Source organism: Bradyrhizobium sp. CCBAU 45384 (genome assembly GCF_028128665.1).
GTDB lineage: Bacteria > Pseudomonadota > Alphaproteobacteria > Rhizobiales > Xanthobacteraceae > Bradyrhizobium > Bradyrhizobium manausense.
Window position 1 is genome coordinate 134212 of sequence record NZ_LBIZ01000110.1, and the last position, 25707, is coordinate 159918.

The following is a 25707-nucleotide window of genomic DNA, read 5'->3' on the forward strand; positions in this document are numbered from 1 at the left end:
CTAAATCGCGGACCATCCGATTAGCCTATGCTGCCGAGCGACCGATTCGATTTGAGGGTTTGAAACGCCATGACCGTACGCCTGCATCGCGGTGACCTGCCTGACCTCTCCCGCTACACCGGCGCGGTGGCGATCGACACCGAGACCATGGGGCTCAACCCGCACCGCGACAGGCTCTGCGTGGTCCAGCTCTCGCCGGGCGACGGCAGCGCCGACGTGGTGCAGATCCCCAAGGGCCACACCGATGCGCCGAATTTGAAGGCGCTGCTGGCCAATCCCGCCATCACCAAGATCTTTCATTTCGCCCGGTTCGACGTCGCGGTGCTGTACCAGACCTTCGGTGTGATGACCGGGCCGATCTACTGCACCAAGATCGCCTCCCGCCTGACCCGCACCTATACCGACCGCCACGGCCTCAAGGACCTCGTCCGCGAGGTGCTCAATGTCGACCTCTCCAAGCAGCAGCAGTCGAGCGATTGGGGTTCCGACAGCCTGAGCGAGCCGCAGCTGGCCTATGCCGCCTCCGACGTGCTGCATCTGCATGCCTTACGCGAGCGGCTGGACGCCATGTTGGTCCGGGAGGGCCGCACGGCGCTGGCAAAAGCCTGTTTCGACTTCCTGCCGACCCGCGCTTTGCTCGACCTCCAGGGCTGGGAGGAAGAGGACATTTTTGCGCATTCCTGAGATCGTTTCGACGTCATTCCGGGTTCGATGCTTCGCATCGCCCCGGAATGACAGCAAGCGGACCAGGGCTGCCGCCTCGTTTCGGACACTTTCGTACCGGTTTGTCGCGGGCTGCATATTCCAGCGGTCGCGGGTACAATGGCGCGGCCTTGAACCGGACAAGGCGAGCGACACCCGGAGCAGCGGTGAATTCGGCCCAGTTTCCCACCTACGACGCTGCGCTTGCGGCGAAGTTTGCCAGTGCGGCGCGCCACAGCCGTCTGGTGCGGATTCTGCGCATCGCAGTCCCGGTGACGGTGGCTGCGTCCCTGGCTGCAATTGTCCTGGTCTCGACCTTGCTCAATCCCTTCCAGATCCCCATCAAGCTCGATTCTGGAAACCTCGTGGTCACGGGCACCAAGATCACGATGGAATCGCCGCACCTCTCAGGCTTCACGCCGGACCAGCGGCCCTACGAGCTGTGGGCCAAGACGGCGACGCAGGACATCACCGACCCCGATCATGTCGACCTCAACGACCTGCGCGCGAAAGTGTTGATGGAGGACCAGTCGACCGTGTTCCTCGATGCCCGCACCGGCCGCTTCGACAACAAGCAGCAGCAGCTCGATTTGCACAAGGACGTCTTCGTGCGCACCTCGACCGGCTACGAGGCGCGGCTGAATTCGGCCTTCGTCGACATGAACAAGGGCACGGTCTCCTCGGACGAACATGTCGACGTCAAATTGACCAACGGCACGCTGACCGCCGACAAACTGCGCATCACCGAGGGCGGCGATGTCATCCGTTTCGAAGGCAATGTGGTGATGCATCTGGACAAGATCAGCACGGATGATGCAGCTCCCGCGCCGGTTGCGCAGCCCGCGCCGCCGCCGGCGAAGAAGAACAAGTCTGCGAATTCGAATTCAAAGTGATTTTCATGGCTCATGTTTTCCCGCGCAATGACGTCAAGCGCCGCGCCATCATCGCAGCGGCTGCGCTGATCATCGCGACTGGCGCAGCGGTCGCGCAGAGCACGATGCAAGGCGTGCCGAACGCGATGCAGGGCTTTTCGCAGAACCGCGATCAGCCGATCCAGATCGAGGCCGCCTCGCTCGAGATGCGCGACAAGAAGAAGGAGGCAACCTTCTCCGGCGACGCGAAGAGCAATGTGAAGGTCGTGCAGGGCGACACCACCATGACCTCGAAGACGCTGGTGGTGTTCTACGAATCGAACAGTGACAAGCAGCCCGCCCCGCAGGCAGCGCCTGCCAAGGGCGCGAAGGCGGCGCCGCCGATGCAGGCGTCGACACCGGGGCCGGGTGGCGCCTCCTCGATCAAGCGGCTGGAAGCGCGCGGCAATGTCGTCGTCACCCAGAAGGATCAGGTGGTGACAGGCGAGACCGCCGTGTTCGACACCAAGACCAACCTCATCACCATGCTGGGCGGGTCTGCGGGGCAGGTGGTGCTGACCCAGTGCCAGAACGTGCTGCGCGGCGACCGTCTGATGGTCGACATGACCACCGGCGTCTCCCGGGTGGAATCCGACAGCGGCAAGGTGCAGGGCCTGTTCATCCAGTCCCAGGGCGGCGGCAATGGCAAATGCGGGACGCCCGCAACGCCTGGCTCCGGCCCGGCGATACCGTCGCTCATTCCGAGTAAGCCAAAGTAAATCAATAGGTTATATAATAATTCGGGGTCGCCAGGTTGAAGCCGGCCCGACAAGATTGTATCTAGCGCGCAGGGCTTTCGAAGCGGGGTTCGCCGCTTTTCGGGCGTGTTTCACTGGGCATGAGACATCCCTTCACTCATGCTGCGCTGGCGAATCGCTGGGGCCGGCGCAGCAGATCGCGAGATCACGCACGATCGTCGTGCAAGATTGTCGTGAAAGGCTAGAAGGCGGGGATGGTCGATCTTTTCAGCATGTTCCGACGGCGCCCCGCCAAGCGCGGCCGGCCAGGATTTGCCCGTCAGGACATCACCGCGCTCGGTGACAGTGTCGGCGGGCTCATACCGAGCCCTGTCAGGGATGCGCCGCCGATCGCCCGTGACCAGCCGATGCAGGCCGCGGATCCCTATGGGGTCGAGGCTCCGCCGCGGCCACGACCGGCGGCGCCGCCGCCTCCCCAGGCCAGATCCAGTTCCAGGGCGAATGGCGCAGGCGCGCCGCAGCTGTTGCGGCGGCCGGGCTTCCTGGCTGTGCATAGCGTGGAAAAGAGTTTCGGCAGCCGCCAGGTCGTGCGCGGCGTCAGCATCTATGTGCGCCGCGGCGAAGCGGTCGGTTTGCTCGGTCCGAACGGCGCCGGCAAGACCACCGTGTTCTACATGATAACAGGCCTGATCAAGGCCGATCGCGGCGCGATCGAGCTCGACGGCCACGATGTCACCCAGCTGCCGATGTATCAGCGCGCGCGGCTCGGCATCGGCTATCTGCCGCAGGAAGCCTCGATCTTCCGCGGCCTCACCGTCGAGCAGAACATCCGCGCCGTGCTCGAAGTGGTCGAGCCTTCGCGCAAGAAGCGCGAGCAGCAGCTCGACTCGCTGCTCGACGAATTCAACATCACGCGCCTGCGGAAATCGCCTTCGATCGCGCTGTCGGGCGGTGAGCGCCGCCGCGTCGAGATCGCGCGCGCGCTGGCAACGCGTCCCAACTACATGCTGCTCGACGAGCCCTTCGCGGGCATCGATCCGATTGCGGTCGGCGACATTCAGGACCTCGTCCGCCACCTCACCAATCGCGGCATCGGCGTCCTGATCACCGACCACAATGTGCGCGAGACGCTCGGCCTGACCGATCGCGCCTATATCGTCTATGCCGGTGAGATCTTGACAGAGGGGAGCCCGGACGAGATCGTCGCGGATCCCGATGTCCGCCGCCTTTACCTTGGCGAGGAATTCCGCCTCTAGCCCGTTTTTGCGTTTCGTCAAGACGTGTACATCGGGCTCGGACTAGGATAAGCAAAAATCGGACCAATTTTTTGGGAACGGTTCTTGCTTCATGGCGCTTACGCAGAGATTAGAGTTCCGGCAATCGCAATCGCTGGTCATGACGCCGCAGCTGATGCAGGCGATCAAGCTGCTGCAATTGTCCAATCTCGATCTCACCACCTTCGTGGAGGAGGAACTCGAGCGTAACCCTCTGCTGGAACGGGCCAATGACGAGGGCGGCGGCGAAGCACCGGCCGAGACCGCCCAGTTCAGCGACAGCCATGGTGACGACGATTCGGGCAGCCACGGGGACGGTCCTGGTGAGGGTCTTGGCGCCGACGATGGCTTTGGCGGCAGCGGCGAGGCCTTCGAGCCGGGCCAGGAAGAATGGATGAGCAAGGATCTCGGCTCCCGCGCCGAGATCGAGCAGACCCTCGACACGGGCCTGGACAACGTCTTCTCCGAGGAGCCGGCCGAGGCGGCCGCGCGCAACGCCCAGGACGCCGCGCCGACCACCTACACCGAATGGGGCGGCGGCGCCTCGGGTGACGAAGACTACAATCTCGAAGCTTTTGTCGCGGCCGAGACAACGCTGTCGGACCATCTCGCCGAGCAGCTCTCGGTCGCCTTCACCGGCGCGGCGCAGCGCATGATCGGCCAATACCTGATCGACCTCGTCGACGAAGCCGGTTATCTGCCGCCCGATCTTGGCGGTGCGGCCGAGCGGCTCGGCGCAACGCAAGAGGACGTCGAGGACGTTCTTGCCGTGCTGCAAAAATTCGATCCGCCCGGCGTCTGTGCGCGGTCCTTGAGCGAGTGCCTCGCGATCCAGCTCCGCGAGCTCGACCGCTACGATCCGGCGATGCAGGCCCTCGTCGAGCATCTCGATCTCCTCGCCAAGCGCGACATCGCATCCTTACGCAAGCTCTGCGGCGTCGACGACGAGGACATCGCCGACATGATCGGCGAGATCAGGCGGCTCAATCCCAAGCCCGGCATGAAGTTCGGCTCGGCGCGGCTCCAGACCATGGTGCCTGATGTCTATGTCCGGCCGGGTCCTGATGGCGGCTGGCATGTCGAGCTCAACAGCGACACTCTGCCGCGCGTGCTGGTCAACCAGACCTATTACTCCGAGCTGTCGAAGAAGATCGGCAAGGACGGCGACAAGTCGTATTTCACGGATGCGCTGCAGAATGCGACCTGGCTGGTGCGCGCGCTCGACCAGCGCGCCCGCACCATCCTGAAAGTCGCCACCGAGATCGTGCGCCAGCAGGACGGCTTCTTCACCCATGGTGTCGCGCATCTGCGGCCGCTGAATCTGAAGGCCGTTGCCGACGCCATCCAGATGCACGAATCCACGGTGTCGCGCGTCACCGCCAACAAATACATGGCGACAAATCGCGGCACATTCGAGTTGAAATATTTCTTCACGGCCTCGATCGCCTCGGCCGACGGCGGTGAGGCGCATTCGGCCGAAGCGGTGCGTCACCACATCAAGCAGCTGATCGATTCGGAAGCGCCGACGGCGATCCTGTCGGATGATACCATCGTGGAACGCTTGCGCGCCTCGGGCATTGATATTGCCCGCCGCACGGTCGCGAAGTACCGCGAAGCCATGCGCATTCCGTCCTCGGTGCAACGCCGCCGCGACAAGCAGAGCGCTCTTGGTAACGTCCTTTCCACCGCAATGTCCGATCGCTCCCGCAACACCGAACCGGCCTGATTGCGCTGGCGCGAAATCGCGCTACTCTCTTCCCCCATTCGCGACCGATCCAAGCAGGCGCATGATCCGGAAAGGTGTCCGGCGGTTTTCCGACAAGATCATGCGCAGGGAAATGACCTAAGATGCGATGACGCGTCATCGCACCTTAGCCAATTGAACCAAGCGAGGCATCACATGACTCTTCGGATTTCGGGCAAGAGCGTTAGTGTCGGTGAGGCCCTTCGCGGCCGCGTCACTGACCGGACTGAAGAGGTCCTGCGTAAATATTTCGACGGCAATTATTCCGGCCACATCACGCTCAGCAAGGATGGCTTCGGCTTCCGCACCGACTGCGCGCTGCATCTCGATTCGGGAATTACGCTGGAAGCGGATTCGAACGCGCCGGACGCCTATGCCAGTGCCGACCAGGCCCTGATCATGATCGAGAAGCGCCTCAAGCGCTACAAGAGCCGGCTCAAGGACCGTTCAGCCCGCAAGGCCCATGTCGCCTCCGCGGCGCTGGCCGCGCTCGACGCCACCGCCTATGTGCTCGAGGCCCCCGGCGAGGGGGACGATGATGAGGAAGTCACCGGCTACAGCCCGGTGATCATCGCCGAGGCCACGACCTCGCTGAAGCAGATGTCGGTCAGCGAAGCCGTCATGGAACTCGACCTCAGCGGGGCGCCCTGCCTGGTATTCCAGCATGGCTCCTCGGGCCGGGTGAACATCATCTACCGCCGGGCCGACGGCAATGTCGGCTGGATCGACCCGCCGGGTGCCAAATCCGGCGGCTAAAGCGTTTTCGAGCGAAGTGGAAGCCGGTTCGCGGTAAGAAAACGCGTCAAAACAAGAATCCGCTCCCGAAAGGGCACCCCCCGTATCAACCACAGGTCTTAACAATGACCGGGACAAAGCCGCACGCAGCAGTTGGCACCGGGATTGCGTTGGAGTAGAAGCGCCCCACATCAAGACTGGGGCTAAGTCCCCCTTCTGCTTGACCTTCTTGACGCCGGTCGGGCTCGCTTCTAGCGAGACGGCCAATTCGGAACCTGACGGTTTAATTCACCTCGGAACACTTCCATGCCGATTACCGATCTGGTCGCACCCGAGGCGATTCTCCCGGCATTGAAGGTCAACAGCAAGAAGCAGGCGCTCCAGGAGCTCGCGGCCAAGGCAGCCGAGCTGACCGGACAAAACGAGCGCTCGGTGTTCGAGGTGCTGCTCCAGCGCGAGAAGCTCGGCACCACCGCGGTGGGCTATGGCGTCGCCATTCCGCACGGCAAGCTGCCCAAGCTCGAGAAGATCTTTGGCCTGTTCGCCCGGCTCGATCGCCCGATCGATTTCGAGGCGATGGACGGCCAGCCGGTCGATCTCGTCTTCCTGCTGCTCGCGCCCGAAGGCGCCGGCGCCGATCACCTCAAGGCGCTCGCCCGCATTGCCCGCCTGCTCCGCGACCAGGACATCGCCAAGAAGCTCCGCGCCTCGCGCGACGCCCAGGCGATCTATTCGGTGCTGGCCCTGCCGCCGGCGAGCGCGGCGTAATCTTTCACCATTGCCGACTGAGAGAGTGTGTCTGCTCTCTCGCCACGAGGCGCAAACGCCTCAGCACACCGTCGGCAGCAGGCGCCGGACTTCGTCGAGCAGCTCGGCAATCGCCGCCTTGTCACCCGCGAGGTGCTTGAGCAGCGCACCCTGGAACAGACCGTCGAACAGCGCATAGAGCGCGGCTGGTGACGATGCCGGCCGCTTGTTGCCGAGCTCGGCATAGCGCGAGGCGATTCGCCAGATCATCGCCTCCAGACTCTTGTCGATCTCGAGCACGTCCTTGCGAAACGCCGCCTCGAACATCGCCTGCGAGCGCAAATCGTACCAGAGCCGGTGCATCCGGGCTTCGTTCTGCAGCGTTGCTGCGAGCTTGGCGAGGAACCCCTCCGTCAATTCATCGCGGCTTGTCGCCGTCGCGACGACCTCGTCATAGCGCGTCACGCACTTCGCCTTGTAGTGGCGCACGCAGCAGCAGATCAGGTCGAGCTTGTCGCTGAAATAATAGTGGAACACGCCGTGCGTGAAGGCCGAGTTCTGCGCGATCTCGCGCAGGCTGGTGCGGGCGAAGCCGAGCTCGCCCAGGGTTTCGAGTGCGGCCTCCGCCAGCTCGATCCGCCGCGCGTTGAACTTGTCGTCCCGCACGACCTCCGCTACGGCCTCACGCTTCGCCGCTCCTGTCGCTTGCCGCGCCATTGTCGCGCTGTCTCCGGTCTCTTCCTCACCACGATCCGTCATCCCTACAGACCATCCTCTTTGACAACTGTCAAATTTTTACCTTGACAAGTGTCAAGTTCCGGGAGGAGGGTGCGCGCCAAGAATTTGGACAGTCGTCAAGACGCCAGCACATGGAGGAAACGCATCCACCGGCGCCGCGCCGCCGGAACGGACTCGCATGCCGTTGCGCACCGCGCCGGCACCGTGCTGCCGATAGCAGCACGCACCGATCAGCAGCGAACAGATCAGTCCAGCAGATCAGTCCAAAGATCAGTCCAAAGATCAGTCCAAGCAAAGGGAGGACGTGCGATGAGTGAGAAGAGCCTTGATGGCCGCAAAGCCCTGGTCACCGGCGGAGCGCGCGGGATAGGAGCCGCTATTGCAGAGGCACTGGCGCGATCCGGTGCGGCGGTCATGATCGGCGACATCCTCGATGACGTCGGCAAGGACAGCGCCGGCCAGATCGCCAGGCTCGGCGTGAAGACCGGCTTCGTGCATCTCGATGTCAGCGACGATGCGCAGTGGGAGAAAGCGACTGCTGCGACGATCGCCACCCTCGGCGGCTACGACATTCTCATCAACAATGCCGGCATCGAGATCACGTCCCTGATCTCGGAGGTCAGGGCCGAGGACGCGCGGCGGATGTGTGACGTCAACATCGTCGGCACCGTGCTCGGCATGAAGCACGCCTTCCGCGCGATGCGGCCGGGCGGACCGGCCGGCAAGGGCGGCGCGGTCGTCAACATCGCCTCCGTCGCGGCGACGATCGCCTTCCCGAGCATCGCGGTCTATTCCGGCACGAAGTCCGCGGTCGATCGCATGACACGGGTTGGCGCGATGGAAGCCGGCAAGCTCGGTTTCGGCGTGCGCGTCAACTGCATCTATCCCGGCTTGATCCCCACCGACATGGGCATGCAGCTGGCCAGCGACATCGTGAAGATCGGCCTCGCGCCCGACGTCAACGCCGCGGTCGGCTCGGTGGTGGAGCAGACGCCCCTCGGCAAGCTCGCGGAAGTCGGCGACATCGCCAATGCCGCGGTGTTCCTGTGCTCGAACGAGGCCCGTTTCATCACCGGCATCGGACTGCCGGTCGATGGCGGCATGGGCATGTAACAAAGAACCTGACATCAAGCATTTCGGAGGAAGGCTATGAGCGCGAAGAAGCCCGTCATCGTCTATGGCGCGTCCGGCTACACCGGCCGGCTGGTCTGCGAATACTTACGCGAATACAACATCCCCTTCGTCGCTGCGGGGCGCAGCGCCGAGAAGCTCAACGCCGCGATGAAGGCGAACGTGGCCGGCATCGAGACCGCCGACTATGAGGTGGTCGAAGTGCCGCACACCGTGAGCGCACTGACGGAGTTGTTCAACGGCGCCTCCGTGGTGCTCAACACCGTGGGTCCCTTCGCCAGGTTCGGCAACGAGGTGGTGCAGGCGTGTTGGGCTTCCCGATGCCACTACACCGACACCACGGGTGAGCAGGACTGGCTGATCATGCTCGAGCAGGAGTGGGGCACCAAGTTCGCCAATGCCGGCCTGCTGCTCGCGCCTGGCATTGCACAGATGTACACCACCGGCGAGATCGCAGCCCAGCTGTGCCTGGAGACGCCCGGCCTCGACACCCTTGATATCGCCGTGTTCTGGGGCGGCAGCCCGACCATCGCCTCGACCCAGACCATCCTGGTCAATGCCGCGATGGCCAAGGCCTACTACCTGGAGCAGAACAAATATGTCGAGCACCAGCCCGACGCCGGCCTCACCAACCTCGCCATCCCCGGCCAGCATGAGTTGGCGCTGGCGCTGCCCTGGGGCGGCACCTCGCACCCCGTGTGGTTCAAGCGCGATCCGCGCGTGGCCAATGTGAAGGTGCTGGGCGGCGTGTTCAACCGCGCACTGATGCTGGGCGTGCCGCAGATCGTCGCCGCCGCGCTGGAGGCGACCAAGGACATGAACCCCGACGACCGCTACGCCGCGTTGGCGCAGACCGCCGCCGGCGTGATGAACAAAATGCCGCCGCGCGAGAACCCGCGCGTCAACAAGTCGCTGGATTCGGTGCATGCCTCCGGCCCGCTGGGGCGCGCGCACTGCGTCATCAATGGCAACAGCAACTACAAGCAGACCGGCATGCTGCAGGCCTACGCCGCGGCGCACCTGCTGCAACAGCCGCCCAAGCGCGTGGGCTTCGCCTCCGGCTGCCAGGCCTTCGGCCATCACGAGCTGCTCGGGCAATTGCGCAGTTTTGGTCTGGTCAGCAAGCCTGTTCTGACGGTGCACGATTAGCTCAATCGCGGGTGGCGCGGCTTGCCGCGTCACCCGCTGCCACTTCGGGGGCGACCATGCGCTTCATCGACTATCTCGACAAAGGCGCCTCACTCGGCGCCGATGTGCCGTGCCTGACCATGGACGGGCGAGATCTCAGCTATCGCGAGGTGCAGCAGCTCAGCTATCGCGTCGCGCGCGGGCTCGACCGGTCGGGCATCGCGCCCGGCGAGAAGGTTGCGATCCTCTCCGGCAACGATCCGGTCGCGTTTGCCTGCGTGTTTGGCATTTCCCGCGCCGGCGCGGTCTGGTGTCCGATCAATCCGCGCAACGAGGCGGCCGAAAACCGTGTTATCCTCGACCAATTCGACTGCAGCCTGCTGCTGTTTCATTCAAGCTTTGCGCCGATGGTGGCGGCAGTGCGTGCAGAGCTGCCGAAGCTGCGCAAGCTCGTCTGTCTCGATGCCGAATTGCCCTTCGCGCCCTCGTTCGACAGCTGGCTCGCCGGCTTCCCCAACGATCCCTACCAGCGCGCGACGGTCGACGATCTCGCGATGATTCCCGGCACCGGCGGCACCACCGGCAAGCCGAAGGGCGTCATGCTGTCGGGCCGCAACATCGAGACCATGACGGCGCTGACGCTGATGGGTTATCCGTTCAAGGGCCGTCCGGTCTATCTCGCGCTCGCCCCGCTGACCCACGCGGCCGGCGTGCTGTGCTTTCCAATCATGGCGCTCGGTGGCCGCATCGTGATCATGCATCACCCCGACATCGCCGAATTCCTCGATTTGATCGAGCGCTACCATGTTACGCACGCCTTCCTGCCGCCGACCGTGATCTACATGCTGCTCGATCATCCGAGGCTGGACTCCGCCAAGCTCGAATCGTTGCAATGTTTCTGGTACGGCGCGGCGCCAATCTCGGCCACGCGGCTTGCGGAGGCGCTCCGGCGCATCGGGCCGATGGCGCAGCTGTTCGGTCAGACCGAAGCGCCGATGATGATCTCGATGATGGCACCGGATGAGCATTACAATGCCGACGGCACCATCGCGATGGAGCGGCTCGCTTCGGCCGGGCGGATCAGTCCGCTGGTGCAGGCCGGCATCATGGACGGTGACGGCAATCTGCTGCCATCAGGCGCGCGTGGCGAGATTGTGGTTCGCGGTTCGCTGGTGATGCAAGGCTATTACAAAAATCCCGACGCCACGGCGGAGGCGTCCGCGCATGGCTGGCACCACACCGGCGACATCGGCTACCTCGACGACGACGGCTACCTCTATATCGTCGACCGCGCCAAGGACATGATCATAACAGGCGGGTTCAATGTCTATTCGATCGAGGTCGAGAACGCGCTGCGGGCGCATGAGGCGGTGCAGGATTGTGCCGTGATCGGCCTTCCGGACCAGAAATGGGGTGAGCGCATCGTCGCCGTGGTGCAGCCCCGCGCCGGCCAGAGCATCGATGCGACGGCGCTGGCAGCCTTCGTCAAGCAGCGCATCGGCAGCGTCAAGACACCGAAGCAGATCGAGGTCTGGGACGATCTGCCGCGCTCCAAGGTCGGCAAGGTGCTGAAGCCGGATATTCGCGCACGGCTGGCAGGTCTCTCAGCCGGCTAAAGCGCGATGGGTGCAAGTTGAAGCGAGTTCGGCCGCACGATGTGGCGGCATCGGCACTGCGCTCCCTCTCCCGCTTGCGGGAGAGGGCTGGGGAGAGGGTATCTCCGCAACGGGACAGTCCCGAAGAGGAAAGAACCCTCACCCGCCACACTCTGCGAGCGTGCAATAGCCGAGGCTAAGCCTCGGCGTCCTTGAAGAACGGCCGCCGAAGGCGGCCTATGCTCTCCCGCAAGGCAAGCGGGAGAGGCAAGCGTGCCCAGCCGGCTAATCCGAAAGCCGCTCCAGTACGTCGCGCATCAGCCCTTGCAGCAGATCGAGCTTGTAGGCCGTCATCGGTAGTGGCTTGGCTCCCGAGGTCGCCGCTTTCGCCGCCGCTGCGATCGATGCCGCATCGGCAATCTGGCCATGAAGCGCGACTTCCGCGGCGGTGAGGCGAAGCGGCACGGGCGCGACGCCGCCGGCAGCGAGACGCACGAGCTGGAACTTGCCGTCGGCGATCACGACGCGGGCGCAGAGCTCCACCAGCGGCCATTCCGCATAGGTCCGGCTGATCGCGCGCTTGTAGGACGCGCGCTCACCCCCAAGCGGAGCCGGAAACGCAATGCTCCTGATCATCTCGCCTGCTGCGAGCATGTGATCGGCGTGCGCGACCGAGCCATCGCCGAGCAGATCCGCGATCGAGAGTCCGCTGCGCCGGTCCGTGGCGATGGTCGCATCATAGGCGAGCAGGGCCGCGGCCATGGTGGAGGGATGCGGCGCGACGCACGGGCCGAGATCGAAGGCAACGCCATAGAGATGATTGCCAGACCGGGCAGGGCAGGTGGTGCCGCCTTTCTTCAGGCAATCGATGTCGGCCCGGCGGAAGTACCAGCAGCGCGATCGCTGCGCGAGATTGCCGCCAAGCGTTGCGACCTGGCGCACCTGTGGCGTGGCGAGGCCTTGCGCGCTCGCCGCGATGCCGGGATAGGCAGCGGCGATGCGCGCGTCCGTCGCGATCGTGGCGACGGTGGTCAGCGCGCCGATCTGGGCTGCTCCGTTGGCGTCCCAGGTGATCGCCTTGTCGCCGCTGGCCGAGATATCGACCACCAATCCCTGCGACACGCCGCTGCGGCGGCGTTCGCTGAAATCGGTGCCTCCGGCGCGGAATTCAGGCGTGGGCTTGGCAGTCGGCTTGGCGGTCATGACGGCGACACTCATGCTGCATCCCTCCCCTTCAGCGCGGCCACCAGGCGATCGGGCCGGAACGGAATTTCGGTCAGTCTCACGCCGATCGCATCGCGGATGGCGTTGGCGATCGCGGGCGAGGTCGGCACGGTGGCGACTTCGCCGATGCCGACGCTGCCACCGGGCACATGCTCGAAACCGGCCTCGTCGAAATGCACCTCCAGTTTCGGCATGTCGGCAATCCCCGGAATGCGGTAATCCTCCATGCTGCCGCTCAGGATGTGGCCGCTCCTGGGATCGGTCTCCCGCGCCTCATAGAGTGCGTAGCCGATGCCCTGGATCACCGCGCCGGCGGCCTGGCTTCGCGCCAGCATCGGCGCGGCGAGCTTGCCGATCGAAAGGCCGGTATAGGCGTTGAGCACGCGCACATGGCCGAGCCAGGTATCGACCTCGACTTCCATCACCTGCACCGAGCTCGGTACGCCGGCGCCGACCACCATGTGGTTCATCAGGCGCAGCACCCAACCGAACACCCGGCCCATGATGCCCGCCTCGTGCAGCGCGGGCCGCACGCCGGGCGGCGGCTTGCCGTCCTCCTGGCGTCTTGCCGACACGGCGATATCAGGGGAAGCCGCGATCATCTCGCGCCACGGCGCGTTCGAGCCCGGAGCGGGCGTGCGGGACGCGGTGCGCTTGATTTCCGCCTTCAGCTTGTCGATGGCGAGCAGGGTCGGTGGCACCACCGAGGCGGTGACGCGGCTGCCGCCGGAGCCCGGCCCTCGCGGCAGGTTGGAGCGGCCGATGCGAACCTCCACGTCCTGTGGCTCGAGATCGAACGCTTTGGCGACAGTGTTCGCGATCACGCTGCGTGTGCCCGTGCCGATATCCTGGACCGCGCAGCTTGCGACGATGCGGCCGCCCTTGACCGCGAGCTCGACCGAGGAGCCGGTCTGCCAAAGATAGAGCCAGTAGCCGGTGGCGACGCCGACGCCGCGCCGGTAGCGCCCGGTCTGTGCGGCGGCCGGCTTGCGGTTCTTCCAGACGTCGAGGCCGGCGGCCCAGTCGTACAATCGCTGGCGATTGGGATCGGGGTCCCAGCGCTTGCGCAGCTGGATCGGGTCGATCTTCATCCGCAGCGCGGCTTCATCGACCGCCTGCTCCAGCGCAAACGACATCGGCGGACCGCCGGGGCCGCGGAACGGCGCGCCGGGCGGCAAGTTGCTCAGCACGTCGAAGTCGACGAGTTCTTTCGCTTCGGCCGGATAGATCAGCCGCGCCAGGCCGGAGATCAGCGAGTTCACGGCGGCGCCGGTATCGGCATGCGCGGTGAGCGACAGCGCCTTGAGGCGGCCTTCCGTCGAAGGCAGCAAGGACAGCTTCAATTCGGCGGCCGGACGATAGCCGGCGACGGAAAGCTCCTCTTCGCGATCGAAGGCGACCCGTACCGGCGCCTTCGCGGCGCGCGCGAGCTCGATCGCGGCGATGGTCTCGAGGCCAAGGCTGCCCTTGGAGCCGAAGCCGCCGCCGACATGATCGGCGATCACACGCACCTTGTCGTGCGGAAGGCCATAGCGCTTGGCGATCTTCTCCATGCTCTCGTGAATGGCCTGTGTCGAGATGTGCACGGTGAGCTCATCGCCATCGAACCTGGCCACGGCGGCATGTGGTTCGAGGCTGGCGTGCTGTTGCGTCGAGACGCGGAAGGTTTCCTCGACCAGCAGCGGATTGCGTTGCGCCCGCGCCTCGTCGAGCCAGCTCCTGGCCTGCTTGGCATTCTGCGAGAATGGCGCCGAAGGTCCGCGCACATTGCCCTTCCACGACACCGGAGCGCCGCCGGCGCCCTCGGACACGTTGCCGGCACGCTTGCGGTCCTTCTTGTCGAACACGATTGGCGCATCGTCGCGTCGCGCTGCATCGAGCCCGATCACCGCGGGGAAAGGCTCGGGCTTGAAGCTGATCGCGGCGATGGCCTGCAATGCGGTGCGGCGATCCCTGGCCGCGACGGCTGCAATCGGCGCGCCGACGAAGCGGACCATTTTGTCATCGTCGAGCAGCGGAACGACCGCGGCAACACCGGGAATAGTGCGTGCCGGCGCCAGGTCAAGGGAGGTGATCCTCGCATGCGCGACGTGCGCGCGCAGGATGACGCCCTCGAGCTGGCCGTCATGGTGGATGTCGACGGTATAGCGGGCCAGTCCCGTCACCTTGTCGCGGGCTTCCAACCGCGGTGCGACGGGATCGTTGCCGTCGAAGCGGCCTGAACAAGCCTCCGCCACCGCGCGAAAAATGCCTTCATAGGCGCCGCAGCGGCAGAGATGTCCCGCGAGCGCGGCGGCGATCTCCTCGCGCGATGGCGTCGCCGTGCCCTTGGTCGCGCGCCAGCCGTCATGGAAGGCGGTGGCTTCGACGACAAAGCCCGGTGTGCAGAAGCCGCATTGCAGGGCGTCGTGCGCCATGAACGCCTTCTGTACCGGATGCAATCCGGCGGCTCCTATGCCCTCGATGGTCGTCACTGATTTGCCGCCGGCCGCCTGCGCCGGCAACAGGCAGCTCACGACGGGCACGCCGTCGAGCAGCACGGTGCAGGCCCCGCAGACGCCGGAGCCGCAGACGAGCTTGGTGCCGGTGAGGCCGCCATCGCGGATCACGTCGATCAAGAGCGCGTCCGGATCGTCTGATAGCACCAGAGGCCTTCCATTGAGGGTCGTGGCGGTCATTTTCGAACTCCCGTTTTGCGTGGGGACTTCTTCGCGGCAGGCGCCGTCGCGCCGGCGATCAGCATGCGCAGCATGGTCTCGAGCTGTTTCAGGAACGCTTCGAACGGCTGCATGGAAGGGAAGGCGGATTTGGTACCGTGGATCGCCATCTCGACGCAGCGCGCGAGCTCGCGGGCACTGACGCCGCTTTCGAGCGTCATTTTTCGCTTGCGGCACACCCGCGCGATCGTGGTTGCGATCTCGTCGGCGAAACGGCTGGAATAGCTCTGGTAGAGGTCGCGCGCCTGCGCGAGGTGCTCGGAAAACAGCTCCTCGGTATGGGGCGAGTCCTTGAGCGAGGCGAGCAACGACTGCATCCGCGCGCCGATCTGCGCGACCAGGATGTCGGCAAGCGCGAGGCCCGATTCTTCCGCCGCCTTCGCTGCCGCGATTTCGGCGGCGAGCCCCTGCTCGTAGAGCCGCTCGATCACGGCGTGAAACAGCGCCTCCTTGGAGGCGAAGTGATGATAGAGCGCCTGCCGCGTCAGCCCGGCTTCCTCAGCCGCCTGCTCGATCGAGGAGCGGCGGAAGCCGTGGCGCCGGAACACGCGCATGGCGGCGTCGAGGATACGATCCTGGGGAGGGGCCTTGGCCTGCATTTTGTCAGATTTGACAAATGTGAAGGAACTGTCAAATCACGGATTGATGACGGTGTCGTGCGCGCATGGCCGAGGCCGCCCCCGCACGCGGACAGGGACAGCGCATATGGTCGCACGATGTGGCGGCATCGGCACTAGGCCCCCCTCTCCCGCTTGCGGGAGAGGGTCGGGGAGAGGGTGTCTCCGCAATGAGACAATCCCCAAGAGGAAAGAACCCTCACCCGCCACGCGCGGGACGATGCTTTCGCATCGCCCGGGCGTGTCGGCCTCTCCCGCAAGCGGGAGAGGCGGAGCAAACCCGCAGGCAATCCTCGTGCAATCGATATGCCATTGCCCTGCCGCACGCGGCAGGTACATCGCCGAATTGCCGCTGGCTCGCGATAGCGGCGCGAAAAACATCACCTCTCAAATGAAAACGGGCACGCCTTCCTGCGAAGGCATCCCCGCCAAAAACTCTCTTCCCGCGCCGCGCGTTACGTTCAGTGAACGCTCACTTGATCGTCAGGCGTTCAAATTCCAGGTCACCCAACGGGGATTTGGCAAGGACTGTAACGATGTCGCGACCGCTCACGGGACGCTGGAGTCGGTCGAATTCCTCTGCCGCGACAATAACCGCAGCATCTTTCCCGTGCAGCGTCACGCGCTGCGGTCCGACGCGGTGGGCTTCTCGGAGGATCTGGCTCAGGTGAGTCTTCGCATCCTGAAGGCTCCATCGTCCGGACTTGGAGCCCTTCTTCGAAGAGGGACGCTTTGCAGTCATCTGCTTCTTTCTGGTCGTATCGACCAGATTTGAGAGTATCCGAATTCGACGGTCAAAGCAAAACGGGCATGCCTTCGCGCGAAGGCATGCCCGCCAAAACTCTCTTCGTGCGACGCGCGCGCTTAGTGCACGCTCATCGCTTGCAGCTCATTGCTCCAGGCGTTGGCGATCGCGGCTTCGCGGCTGTCGGTCAGCATGATCGGCGTGCCGTCGGCGGCGTGGAGCGCGAACAGCTTGAGGCCGGGCGCAATCTTCGGGGCTTCGGGGAACAGGCCGGGCACATCCTCGGAGCGGATCTGCTTCACATAGGCGATGTGGCCTTCGCCGAGGTTTGCCAGCGTCTCGGGTGAGACGTTCCTGGCTTCGTATTCGAACGCAACGTGACCTTCACTCATGGTCTCGACTCCTTCACAGAACTAAGCGGTCGAGTCCGCTACTCGTTCCATTATTCGTGCTCATTGATAGCGATTGTCTTAACGATCCTCTCCGGTTCTGGCCGGGCCAGGTCGATCGACAACAACCCGTTCTTCAGATCCGCACCCAGCACCAGCATCCCCTCCGCCAGCACGAAGGTGCGCTGGAAGTGGCGCGCGGCGATGCCGCGATGGATGTATTGCCGGGTCTTGTCGTCCTGCTGCCGCCCGCGAATGACGAGCTGGTTTTCCTCAATGGTTACATCGAGTTGGTCGCGGGTGAAGCCGGCGACCGCCAGCGTGATGCGCAAGCGCTCGGGCTGGCCGTCCGATCGGTCGCACCTCTCGATATTGTAGGGAGGATAGCCGTCGGCGCCTTTGACGACGCGATCGAGCACGCGCTCGATTTCGTCGAAGCCCAGCAGGAACGGACTGGAAAGCGTGGGAACACGAGACATAGTTTACAAAGTCCTCGCGGAAAGCGACTTTGGTGTTTCGGGGCCCCATCAAGGCACCCCTTGGTCAGCAATATGGGCATATCCCCGTGCGGGTTCAAGCACGTAGCAGGGGCTGTGGATTCACTGCTTGCGCTGCCCGCGCGGCGGTGCCGGATTTCTGGACGATTCTCCCAATGAAAACAGACCCCCTTCTACTGTGCATGGGGTTGTTTTCGACAGGTTTGGCCGGGAACCGATCAGACCTCGATCCGCGTCCGTCCATCGCCACTGAAGAGATGCAGCTTGTTGCGGACTGCGGCGACATGGATCTTCGCGCCGATCGCAGGAGCCTCGGTTCCGGGGATGCGGACGATGACCTCGCCCGGCGGCAGCTCGCCCGGCGTGGCGGCGACGGGCTGCTCGTCCTGGGCGCGCGAGCCGTAGACGAAAGTCTCGGCGCCGACGCGCTCGATCGCGTCGACGGTCAGCGACAGCGCAACGCCGCCTGATGGCGTCTGGTCGGTGATGACGAGATCCTCGGGTCGGATGCCGAGGATGCCGGCTTCGCCTGCGGCGCCGCCGAGCTGCGACTTGATCTCGTCCTGGCGTGTCGACATCAGGTTCATCGGCGGTGCGCCGATGAAGGAGGCGACGAAGGTGGTCGCCGGCTTCTCGTAGATCGCGAGCGGATTGCCGACCTGCTCGACCCGGCCGCCGTTCATCACCACCAGAATGTCGGCGAGCGTCATCGCCTCGAGCTGGTCGTGTGTGACGTAGATCGAAGTGACGTTGAGCCGGCGCTGCAATTTGCGGATCTCGACCCGCATCGAGATGCGCAGCTTGGCATCCAGGTTCGACAGCGGCTCGTCGAACAGGAACACCTTGGGCTGGCGCACGATGGCGCGGCCCATGGCGACGCGCTGGCGCTGGCCGCCGGAGAGCTGGCGCGGCTTGCGCTCCAGCATGGCGGAGAGCTCGAGCACCCGCGCGGCTTCCTCGACGCGGGTCTTGATCTCGGCTTCCGGCATGCCGCGATTGCGCAGGCCGTAGGCCATGTTGTTGAACACGCTCATATGCGGATAGAGCGCGTAGTTCTGGAACACCATCGCGATGTCGCGATCGGCGGGCTCGATTCCATTGACGACCTTGCCGCCGATGTCGATCTCGCCGCCGGTGACGGTCTCGAGGCCGGCGACCATGCGGAGCAGCGTGGACTTGCCACAGCCGGAGGGGCCGACCAGCACGCAGAACTGGCCGTCGCCGACATCGACGTTGACGCCCTTGATGGCCTCGAAGCCGCCGCTGTAGGTCTTGCGGACGTTGCGCAGGGTGACGTTGGCCATCTCTCTTTACTTCTCCGTCTCGACCAGGCCGCGCACGAACAATTTCTGCATGGCGACGACGACGAACACCGGCGGCAGCATGGCCAGCACGGCGGTCGCCATCACGATCGGCCATTCGGTCAGCGCATCGTTGGTGGTCATCATCTTGCGGATGCCGATCTGGATGGTCTGCATGTCGTCGCGCGTGGTGATGAGCAGCGGCCAGAGATATTGATTCCAGCCGAGAATGAAGAGGATCACGAACAGCGCCGCCATGTTGGTGCGCGACAGCGGCAGCAGCGTATCCCAGAAGAAGCGCAAGGGACCGGCGCCGTCGATGCGCGAGGCCTCCAGCAATTCATCCGGCACGGTCATGAAGAACTGGCGAAACAGCAGCGTCGCCGTCGCCGACGCGATCAGCGGCAGCGCCAGGCCCGCATAGCTGTCGAGCATGTGCAAATCGGCGACGATCTTGTAGGTCGGATAGATGCGCACCTCGACCGGCAGCATCAGGGTGATGAAGATGATCCAGAAGATCGGCATCCGGAACGGAAAGCGGAAATACACGATCGCATAGGCCGAGATGATCGAGATCGCGATCTTGCCGATCGCGATCGCCAGCGCCATCACCAGCGAATTGAACATCATGTTGCCGACGGGCTCGCGGGTCGTGCCGCTCGTGCCGACGAAAATCGTCTGGTAATAGACCTCCAAGAAATGGCCGCCCGGGAGCAGCGACATCTGGCCGTTGGCAATCAACGCGTTGTCCTGGGTCGACGCGACAAAGGCCACGTAGACCGGAAAGGCGACGATCGCGATCCCGATCCAGAGGATGATGTGGGCGACGTAACGCCTGAAGCCCTCTTGCTCGACCATCAGTAGGTCACCTTGCGTTCGACGAAGCGGAACTGGATTCCGGTGAGCACGATCACCATGATCATCAGGATCACCGATTGCGCCGCCGAGCTGCCGAGATTTCCGCCGATCAGGCCGTCATTATAGACCTTGTAGACCAGCGTGACCGTCGAGGTGCCGGGGCCACCGCGCGTCATGGTGTCGATGATGCCGAAGGTGTCGAAGAAGGCGTAGACGATGTTGACGACCAGGAGGAAGAAGATGGTGGGCGACAGCAGCGGGAAGGTCACGGTCCAGAACCGCCGCATCGGGCGCGCGCCGTCGATCGCGGCGGCCTCGAGCACGCTTTTCGGAATCGCCGCGAGCCCTGCGAGGAAGAACAGGAAATTATAGGAGATCTGCTTCCAGGCGGCGGCGAGGATGACGAGTGTCGCGGCCTGGTTGCCGTCGAGCAGCGGATTCCATTCAATGCCGGCGGCGCGCAGATAGCGCGAGAGCACGCCGAGCGAGGGATGCAGCATGAACACCCAGAGCACGCCGACCACCGGCGGCGCCACCGCATAGGGCCAGATCAGCAGCGTGCGATACACCGCGCCGCCGCGTAAGGGCTTGTCCGCCATCACCGCAAGCAGCAACGCCACGGAGAGCGAGGACGCCGCGATCGCGAACGAGAAGAAAAAGGTGCGCACGACAGTCTCGAAATAGGCGGGCTCACTGAACAGCTCGAAATAATTCTCGAACCAGACGAAGCTCGTCGAGAGGCCGAAAGCGTCCTGGAGCAGGAACGACTGGATCACGGCCTGCAAGGCCGGCCAGTAGAAGAAAACCAGGACGATCGCGAGTTGCGGGGCAACCAGCGCGTAAGGCAGCAGCTTTGATTGGAAAATCGCTTGCTTTTGCATGATGGGGTAGCGCGGGCGGGCCGCTGATCGATGCGGCCCGCCGGCGCCTTCGCCTTATTTTACGGCGGTCTTTTCGAACTGGCGCAGCATGGTGTTGCCGCGCTCGACCGAGGCGTCGAGCGCCTGCTTGGCGGTCTTCTTGCCGGCGAGCGCCTGCTCGATCTCTTCCGCCCAGACGTCACGCAGCTGGACCATGTTGCCGAGGCGCAGGCCGCGCGAATTCTCGGTCGGCTCCTTGTTGGTCAGCTCGAGCAGCGGGGTCTCGAGATAGGGCTGATCCTTGTAGAAGCCCTCGGCCTTGGCCTTCTCGTAGGCGGCCTTGGTGATCGGCAGATAGCCCGAGGCCTTGTGGATGTAGACCTGGCGATCGGTGTCCGACAGGAAGGTCAGGAATTTCGCGACGCCCTTGTACTCGTCGGCCGACTTGCCGCCCATCACCCAGAGCGAGGCACCGCCGATGATCGAGTTCTGCGGCGCGCCCTTGACGTCGGGATAGTAAGGCATCGGCACGGCGGTGAAGTTGAACTTGGCCTGCGCCTTGACGTTGCCGAAGAAGGCCGACGAGGTCAGGTAGATCGCGCACTCGCCCGAGGTGAAGCGGCCTTCGCCCTGGTTGGTGCGGCCGGCGTAGTCGTAGGTCTTGTCCTTCTGCAGCTCGACCAGTTTCTCGAGATGCTTCTCCTGCAGCGGTGCGTTGAACTCGAGCTTGGTGTCGAAGCCGTCGAGGCCGTTCGCCTTGCTGGCGAGCGGCACGTTGTGCCAGGCGGAGAGCTGCTCGAGATTGACCCAGGTGACCCAGGAGTTGGAGAAGCCGCAGGTCGGATGGCCGTTGTCGTGCAGCTTCTTGGCGACCTCGAACACTTCGGGCCAGGTCTTCGGGATCTCGGCATTGACCTTCTTCAGCTCGTCGAGATTGACCCACATGACTGTCGACGACGAGTTGAACGGGAAGGACAGCATCTCGCCCTTCGAGGTCGAGTAGTAGCCGGTGATCGCGGACAGATAGGCCTTCGGATCGAACTTCTCGCCGGCGTCGGCCATCAGCTTGTAGACCGGCTTCACGGCGCCGGTCGCGGCCATCATGGTCGCGGTGCCGACCTCGAACACTTGCATGATATGCGGCGCATTGCCGGCGCGGAATGCGGCGATGCCGGCGTTCATGGTGTCGGGATAGCTGCCCTTGTAGGTCGGGATGACCTTGTAGTCGCTCTGCGCCGCGTTGAAGTCGTTGGCGAGCTTGACGATGACGTCGTTGTTCGCGCCGGTCATCGCGTGCCACCACTGGATTTCAGTCACGGCGAGCGCCGGCGAAGCCGTCATGCCGACTGCCATTGCGACAGCGGCAGCCGCCCCAAAAAATCGAAGAGCCATCAAGAAACCTCCCTCAGCCGTCAATAAAGAAGCGCTTGCGCTAGCAGCGCCATATGACGTTCACATGACTGTGTAAGCGGCCGAAACGAAAGCGGCAAGCGCCGGAAAAGGGAAGTCGTCAAATAGGCGAACGCGCCGTGCAACGGCCGGCGTTCGCGGTGCACACCAATGCCCGCGCCGCACTGCGGCATCACGCATCGGATGCGGCAGTTGGGCCTAGCGCTTGCGCTCGGGACCGCAGACCACGCCGCTCTCGACCATCGCGTCGATCTCCGACCTTGAGTAGCCGAACTCGCCCAGCACCTCCTGGGAGTGCTGGCTGAACTTCGGCGGCAGCCGGCGCAGGCTCGGCTTGCTGCGATCGAGCCGGATCGGCGAAGCCACGCCCTTGTACCAGTCCTTCTCGATGACATCGCCGCGGGCGACGGTGTGCGGATTGGTCAGCGCCTGGTCGATCTTCTGCACGGGGCCTGCGGGCAGGCCCGCGGCGAGCAAGCGATTGCATAGCGGCTCGGCCTCGTGCTGGCTGAACACCGCGGCGAGCTCGGCGCGCAGCGCCTCGCGATTGGCGATGCGGTCCTTGTTGCGGGCAAAGCGCGGGTCGGTGCCGAGCTCGGGCTTGCCGATCTCCTTGGCGAGCTTGCGGAAGGTGCCGTCATTGCCGACGCCGATGAAGATGTTGTCGGTCTTGGTCGGGAAGATCGCGTACGGCACGAGGTTCGGGTGCTCGTTGCCGGTGAGGCCAGGCGGCTTGCCATGCATGAAATAATTCGCGGTGTGCGGATGCATGATGGCAAGGCCGGTCTCGTACAGCGTCGTCTCGAGGAACTGGCCCTTGCCGGAGCGTTGCCGCTCGGACAGCGCCATCAGGATGCCGATCGCGGCGTAAAGGCCTGTGGTGATGTCGACCAAGGGCACGCCGATCCGCATCGGGCCGCTCTCGGGCGATCCGGTCGCCGCGATCATTCCGGTCATGGCCTGGATGATGGCGTCATAGCCGGGATTGCCGCCGCGCGGGCCGTCGGCGCCAAAGCCGCAGATCCGGCAGTGCACGAGGCGCGGAAATTTCTGGGCGAGTACATCGTTGCCGATGCCCCATTTCTCCAGCGTGCCCGGCTTGAAATTCTCGATCAGGACGTCGGCCGTCTCCAGCATCTTCATCAGCACGAGGCGGCCGCCTTCGGAGGCGAGGTCGAGACCGATCGAGCGCTTGTTTCTGTTGATGCCGATGAAATAGGCCGCGTCGTCGTCGTGGAAGGGAGGACCCCAGTCGCGCACCTCGTCGCCCGCGGGCGGCTCGACCTTGATCACGTCGGCGCCGTGGTCGGCGAGGATCTGGGTGCAATAGGGGCCACCAAGCACGCGCGTGAGATCGATGACGCGAAGTCCGCTCATTGCGCCTGTGTCAGTCATGCCTTGCTTCCCTGTGTCGATATTGATCACAGGCCTAGCGAGGTTCGGACGCGCCAGCAATGGCCTGTCGCGTGGGGGCGTATGCGTCGCCGCGCAATCCCGCAGCGTGGGAAATCTCGCGGAAGCGGCCGGCCCGAGAGGGATCCCGGGCCAGCCATTTCACCGTCCGGATCAGACGACCGTCAAGCGAACGTCGACATTGCCGCGCGTCGCGTTGGAGTACGGGCACACTTGGTGCGCCTTCTCGACCAGCGCTTCGGCGTCCGCGCGGGAGAGGCCCGGCAGCGAGACGGCGAGATCAATGTCGAGGCCGAAGCCGCCGGCCGAGCGCGGGCCGATGCCGACGGTCGAGGTCACGGAGGCGTCGGCGGGAACCTTCGGGCCGCCCTGCGAGGCCACGAACTTCATGGCGCCGATGAAGCAGGCGGCATAGCCGGCCGCAAACAGCTGCTCGGGATTGTTGCCGGCGCCGCCGCCGCCGCCGAGCTCCTTCGGCGTGGTCAGCTTGACGTCGAGCGCGCCGTCGAGGGTCGCAGCATGGCCGTCACGGCCGCCGGTGGCTTTCGCGCTGGTCTTGTAAAGGACGTTCACGGACATTTTCGTCTCCCTGAGGGGCTTCGGTTGGGGTGTGGTCTGTATTGCAAACAATTAGATTGCGTGCAATTGAAATCCGCAAGCCTCACATTTAATTGTTCGCAATTGAATGTAGGCCCGCCCGGTCCCACAATGCGGGCCAGTCTCAAGAGATTCTCCATGGCCCGCAAATCAGCGACCCTCGATCCGCAACGCCTCGACAACCAGATCTGCTTCGCGGTCTATTCGGCCGCGCACGCCTTCAACCGCGTCTACAAGCCGCTGCTGGACCGGCTCGGCCTGACCTATCCGCAATATCTTGTCATGCTGGTGCTGTGGGAGCGCGACGACGTGCCGGTGAAGGACATCGGCGAAAAGCTGTTTCTGGATTCAGGCACGCTGACGCCGCTCCTGAAGCGGCTCGAGGCCGCGCACCTCGTCAAGCGCACGCGCTCGAGCGAGGACGAGCGCCAGGTGCTGATCGCCCTGACCCCGCAGGGGCATGCGCTGAAGGAGAAAGCGCGCAGCGTGCCGCAATCGATCCTCGCGGCGTCGGATTGCACGGTGTCGGAGCTGATCGCGATGAAAGACGAGATTGTCGCGCTGAGGGATCGGTTGAATGCGGTGATTGGGGAGTAGGCCCCGAACGCGCACGGTCAGAAATGCTTCTTGGCGAACGCGCGACCAGAGCCAGATTTCAGATATCGCTCGAATGCGGCAGCCCGTGCGGCGTCGTCGAAAGCGAAATACGTGCGAATTCGCCAAGGGCCGTATTTTGACGTGTGCGGCACCTCGCCGGCATTGTGTTTTGCCAGGCGCGGTGATGCCGACATAGAAGTGCTCGGAATCGAGACTTTCGAGGATATAGACGTATTTCAATCTGCTTCCTCTCCAGAGGTAGGATAGCAGATCTGAGACACGTTTAGGATGTTGTTAGCGATAGGGCAGACAGCATGGATATCAGCCCCAGTCCGCCGTCGCCCTCCGGGCTATGGCGGGACAGCCTTCGCTCACTTCGCTACGAGGGACTTCCTCAGGCTTGCCCAGCCGAAGCTCGCGAAGCGAGCGAAGGCTGGTGGAGCCAGGCGGGATCGAACCGCCGACCTCTTGCATGCCATGCAAGCGCTCTCCCAGCTGAGCTATGGCCCCTTAACCCTTGGGATGATCCTGGGGGATCACTCCCGACCGGCGAGCCTTCCGACTCGCGCGGTGCACCCTTTTTCACAGATCAGGACTGATCTCAAGTCTCTTCGTCGCCTCCGACATCACCAATGATGTCGGTCACGTCCTCATCACCCTCTTCTTCGTCGGCAATGAAGGTCGAATCATCGTCATCGTCGTCGTCGAGGGTCTCGTCGACCTCGATATCGTCCTCGGATTCGGGCACGACGGCCTTGACCTTGCCGGTGTTCTCCTCGGCATCGGCCTCCTCGAGCGAGACCAACTCTTCGTTCTCGGCCGGCTCCGGCGCGGTGTCCGCAGCTGCAGCGTGGCGTGCCTCGGCCCCGCGGGTGCCGCGGGTGGGCGCCACAGGCGCGATCGGCACAACCTCGCCGGTATAGGGCGAGATCACCGGATTCTTGTTGAGGTCATAGAATTTCTTGCCCGTGGTCGGGCAAATACGTTTGGTTCCGAGTTCGGACTTGGCCACGGCAGAGGAATCCTGGGATGTCTGAAAAGCGGTGTTTCACTTGGCTAGTTGGCGGCCCGCTGTCAAT

25 protein-coding genes, 1 tRNA gene and 1 pseudogene are annotated in these 25707 nt (G+C 64.2%); 11 read left to right on the plus strand and 16 right to left on the minus strand.

Annotated features, from left to right (window positions below):
- Positions 1–69 precede the first annotated feature (69 nt).
- The 7 genes from XH80_RS21415 to ptsN all read left to right on the plus strand — a co-directional run bounded on the left by XH80_RS21415 (position 70) and on the right by ptsN (position 6832).
- Positions 70–684, plus strand: a complete 615-nt coding sequence (locus XH80_RS21415; RefSeq protein ID WP_057752212.1) for a ribonuclease D — start codon at positions 70–72, stop codon at positions 682–684.
- Positions 685–869: 185 nt separating this feature from the next.
- Positions 870–1595, plus strand: coding sequence for an LPS export ABC transporter periplasmic protein LptC (gene lptC / locus XH80_RS21420; RefSeq protein ID WP_271600280.1), 726 nt, complete (start codon positions 870–872; stop codon positions 1593–1595).
- A 5-nt stretch (positions 1596–1600) separates the two neighbouring features.
- Entirely contained in the window at positions 1601–2332 is a 732-nt protein-coding gene (locus XH80_RS21425; RefSeq protein ID WP_271600281.1) for an LptA/OstA family protein, read from the plus strand.
- A 233-nt stretch (positions 2333–2565) separates the two neighbouring features.
- Positions 2566–3567: an LPS export ABC transporter ATP-binding protein gene (lptB, locus tag XH80_RS21430; protein WP_271600282.1), complete on the plus strand. Its 1002-nt coding sequence runs from the start codon at positions 2566–2568 to the stop codon at positions 3565–3567.
- 91 nt (positions 3568–3658) lie between these two features.
- A complete protein-coding gene (gene rpoN / locus XH80_RS21435; protein WP_271600283.1) occupies positions 3659–5311 on the plus strand; it encodes an RNA polymerase factor sigma-54 in 1653 nt (550 codons plus the stop codon).
- A 174-nt stretch (positions 5312–5485) separates the two neighbouring features.
- Positions 5486–6085, plus strand: a complete 600-nt coding sequence (gene hpf, locus XH80_RS21440) for a ribosome hibernation-promoting factor, HPF/YfiA family (RefSeq protein ID WP_057752227.1) — start codon at positions 5486–5488, stop codon at positions 6083–6085.
- Positions 6086–6370: 285 nt separating this feature from the next.
- Positions 6371–6832 (plus strand): PTS IIA-like nitrogen regulatory protein PtsN, encoded by a 462-nt coding sequence (gene ptsN / locus XH80_RS21445; protein WP_027528272.1) that lies wholly within the window; start codon positions 6371–6373, stop codon positions 6830–6832.
- Positions 6833–6892: 60 nt separating this feature from the next.
- Here ptsN and XH80_RS21450 read toward each other — a convergent pair whose 3' ends face one another.
- Complete coding sequence (locus XH80_RS21450; protein WP_271600284.1) at positions 6893–7570, minus strand: TetR/AcrR family transcriptional regulator; 678 nt, start codon at positions 7568–7570, stop codon at positions 6893–6895.
- Between the two features lie 288 nt (positions 7571–7858).
- Here XH80_RS21450 and XH80_RS21455 point away from each other — a divergent pair, with 288 nt between their 5' ends.
- The 3 genes from XH80_RS21455 to XH80_RS21465 are packed head-to-tail and all read left to right on the plus strand — an operon-like array spanning position 7859 to position 11424.
- Positions 7859–8662, plus strand: coding sequence for an SDR family NAD(P)-dependent oxidoreductase (locus XH80_RS21455; protein ID WP_271600285.1), 804 nt, complete (start codon positions 7859–7861; stop codon positions 8660–8662).
- A gap of 36 nt (positions 8663–8698) precedes the next feature.
- Positions 8699–9829, plus strand: coding sequence for a DUF5938 domain-containing protein (locus tag XH80_RS21460; protein ID WP_271600286.1), 1131 nt, complete (start codon positions 8699–8701; stop codon positions 9827–9829).
- Positions 9830–9885: 56 nt separating this feature from the next.
- Positions 9886–11424 carry an AMP-binding protein gene (locus XH80_RS21465; RefSeq protein WP_271600287.1) on the plus strand — a complete coding sequence of 513 codons (1539 nt, stop codon included), beginning with the start codon at positions 9886–9888 and terminating at the stop codon, positions 11422–11424.
- A 264-nt stretch (positions 11425–11688) separates the two neighbouring features.
- On the opposite strand, the gene XH80_RS21470 is transcribed toward XH80_RS21465, so the two are convergent.
- The 12 genes from XH80_RS21470 to XH80_RS21525 all read right to left on the minus strand — a co-directional run bounded on the left by XH80_RS21470 (position 11689) and on the right by XH80_RS21525 (position 24013).
- Positions 11689–12621: an FAD binding domain-containing protein gene (locus XH80_RS21470; RefSeq protein ID WP_271600288.1), complete on the minus strand. Its 933-nt coding sequence runs from the start codon at positions 12619–12621 to the stop codon at positions 11689–11691.
- Positions 12618–15305, minus strand: a complete 2688-nt coding sequence (locus XH80_RS21475; protein ID WP_271600289.1) for a molybdopterin-dependent oxidoreductase — start codon at positions 15303–15305, stop codon at positions 12618–12620. The genes XH80_RS21470 and XH80_RS21475 overlap by 4 nt, the downstream gene beginning before the upstream one ends.
- A complete protein-coding gene (locus XH80_RS21480; protein WP_271600290.1) occupies positions 15302–15943 on the minus strand; it encodes a TetR/AcrR family transcriptional regulator in 642 nt (213 codons plus the stop codon). Before XH80_RS21480 ends, XH80_RS21475 begins: the two co-directional genes overlap by 4 nt.
- A 490-nt stretch (positions 15944–16433) precedes the next feature.
- Positions 16434–16703, minus strand: coding sequence for a type II toxin-antitoxin system Phd/YefM family antitoxin (locus tag XH80_RS44075; RefSeq protein ID WP_442869167.1), 270 nt, complete (start codon positions 16701–16703; stop codon positions 16434–16436).
- 122 nt (positions 16704–16825) lie between these two features.
- The gene (locus XH80_RS21490) at positions 16826–17098 is read right to left on the minus strand and encodes a DUF1150 family protein (protein ID WP_057752251.1); all 273 of its coding nucleotides are present in this window, start codon (positions 17096–17098) and stop codon (positions 16826–16828) included.
- 50 nt (positions 17099–17148) lie between these two features.
- A complete protein-coding gene (locus XH80_RS21495) occupies positions 17149–17574 on the minus strand; it encodes an Hsp20 family protein (RefSeq protein ID WP_011083554.1) in 426 nt (141 codons plus the stop codon).
- Positions 17575–17810: 236 nt separating this feature from the next.
- Positions 17811–18896 carry a sn-glycerol-3-phosphate import ATP-binding protein UgpC gene (locus tag XH80_RS21500; protein WP_271600292.1) on the minus strand — a complete coding sequence of 362 codons (1086 nt, stop codon included), beginning with the start codon at positions 18894–18896 and terminating at the stop codon, positions 17811–17813.
- Positions 18897–18902: 6 nt separating this feature from the next.
- Entirely contained in the window at positions 18903–19751 is an 849-nt protein-coding gene (gene ugpE / locus XH80_RS21505) for a sn-glycerol-3-phosphate ABC transporter permease UgpE (protein ID WP_271600293.1), read from the minus strand.
- Positions 19751–20632, minus strand: coding sequence for a sn-glycerol-3-phosphate ABC transporter permease UgpA (ugpA, locus tag XH80_RS21510; protein ID WP_271600294.1), 882 nt, complete (start codon positions 20630–20632; stop codon positions 19751–19753). Before ugpA ends, ugpE begins: the two co-directional genes overlap by 1 nt.
- Before the next feature lie 54 nt (positions 20633–20686).
- On the minus strand, positions 20687–22003 hold the full coding sequence (gene ugpB / locus XH80_RS21515; protein WP_271600295.1) for a sn-glycerol-3-phosphate ABC transporter substrate-binding protein UgpB: 1317 nt from the start codon (positions 22001–22003) through the stop codon (positions 20687–20689).
- 216 nt (positions 22004–22219) lie between these two features.
- Positions 22220–23416, minus strand: a complete 1197-nt coding sequence (locus XH80_RS21520; RefSeq protein WP_271600296.1) for a CaiB/BaiF CoA transferase family protein — start codon at positions 23414–23416, stop codon at positions 22220–22222.
- A 171-nt stretch (positions 23417–23587) separates the two neighbouring features.
- Positions 23588–24013 carry an organic hydroperoxide resistance protein gene (locus tag XH80_RS21525; protein WP_194478699.1) on the minus strand — a complete coding sequence of 142 codons (426 nt, stop codon included), beginning with the start codon at positions 24011–24013 and terminating at the stop codon, positions 23588–23590.
- Positions 24014–24169: 156 nt separating this feature from the next.
- Between XH80_RS21525 and XH80_RS21530 the strand changes: the two genes are divergently transcribed.
- Positions 24170–24628 carry a MarR family winged helix-turn-helix transcriptional regulator gene (locus XH80_RS21530; RefSeq protein ID WP_271600297.1) on the plus strand — a complete coding sequence of 153 codons (459 nt, stop codon included), beginning with the start codon at positions 24170–24172 and terminating at the stop codon, positions 24626–24628.
- Between the two features lie 17 nt (positions 24629–24645).
- Here XH80_RS21530 and XH80_RS21535 read toward each other — a convergent pair.
- The 3 genes and pseudogenes from XH80_RS21535 to XH80_RS21545 form a co-directional block, all read right to left on the minus strand.
- A pseudogene (locus XH80_RS21535) lies at positions 24646–24868 on the minus strand (GIY-YIG nuclease family protein).
- A 194-nt stretch (positions 24869–25062) separates the two neighbouring features.
- Positions 25063–25138, minus strand: a tRNA-Ala gene (locus XH80_RS21540).
- A 91-nt stretch (positions 25139–25229) separates the two neighbouring features.
- Positions 25230–25640: a TIGR02300 family protein gene (locus XH80_RS21545; RefSeq protein ID WP_271600298.1), complete on the minus strand. Its 411-nt coding sequence runs from the start codon at positions 25638–25640 to the stop codon at positions 25230–25232.
- Between the last annotated feature and the right edge of the window lie 67 nt (positions 25641–25707).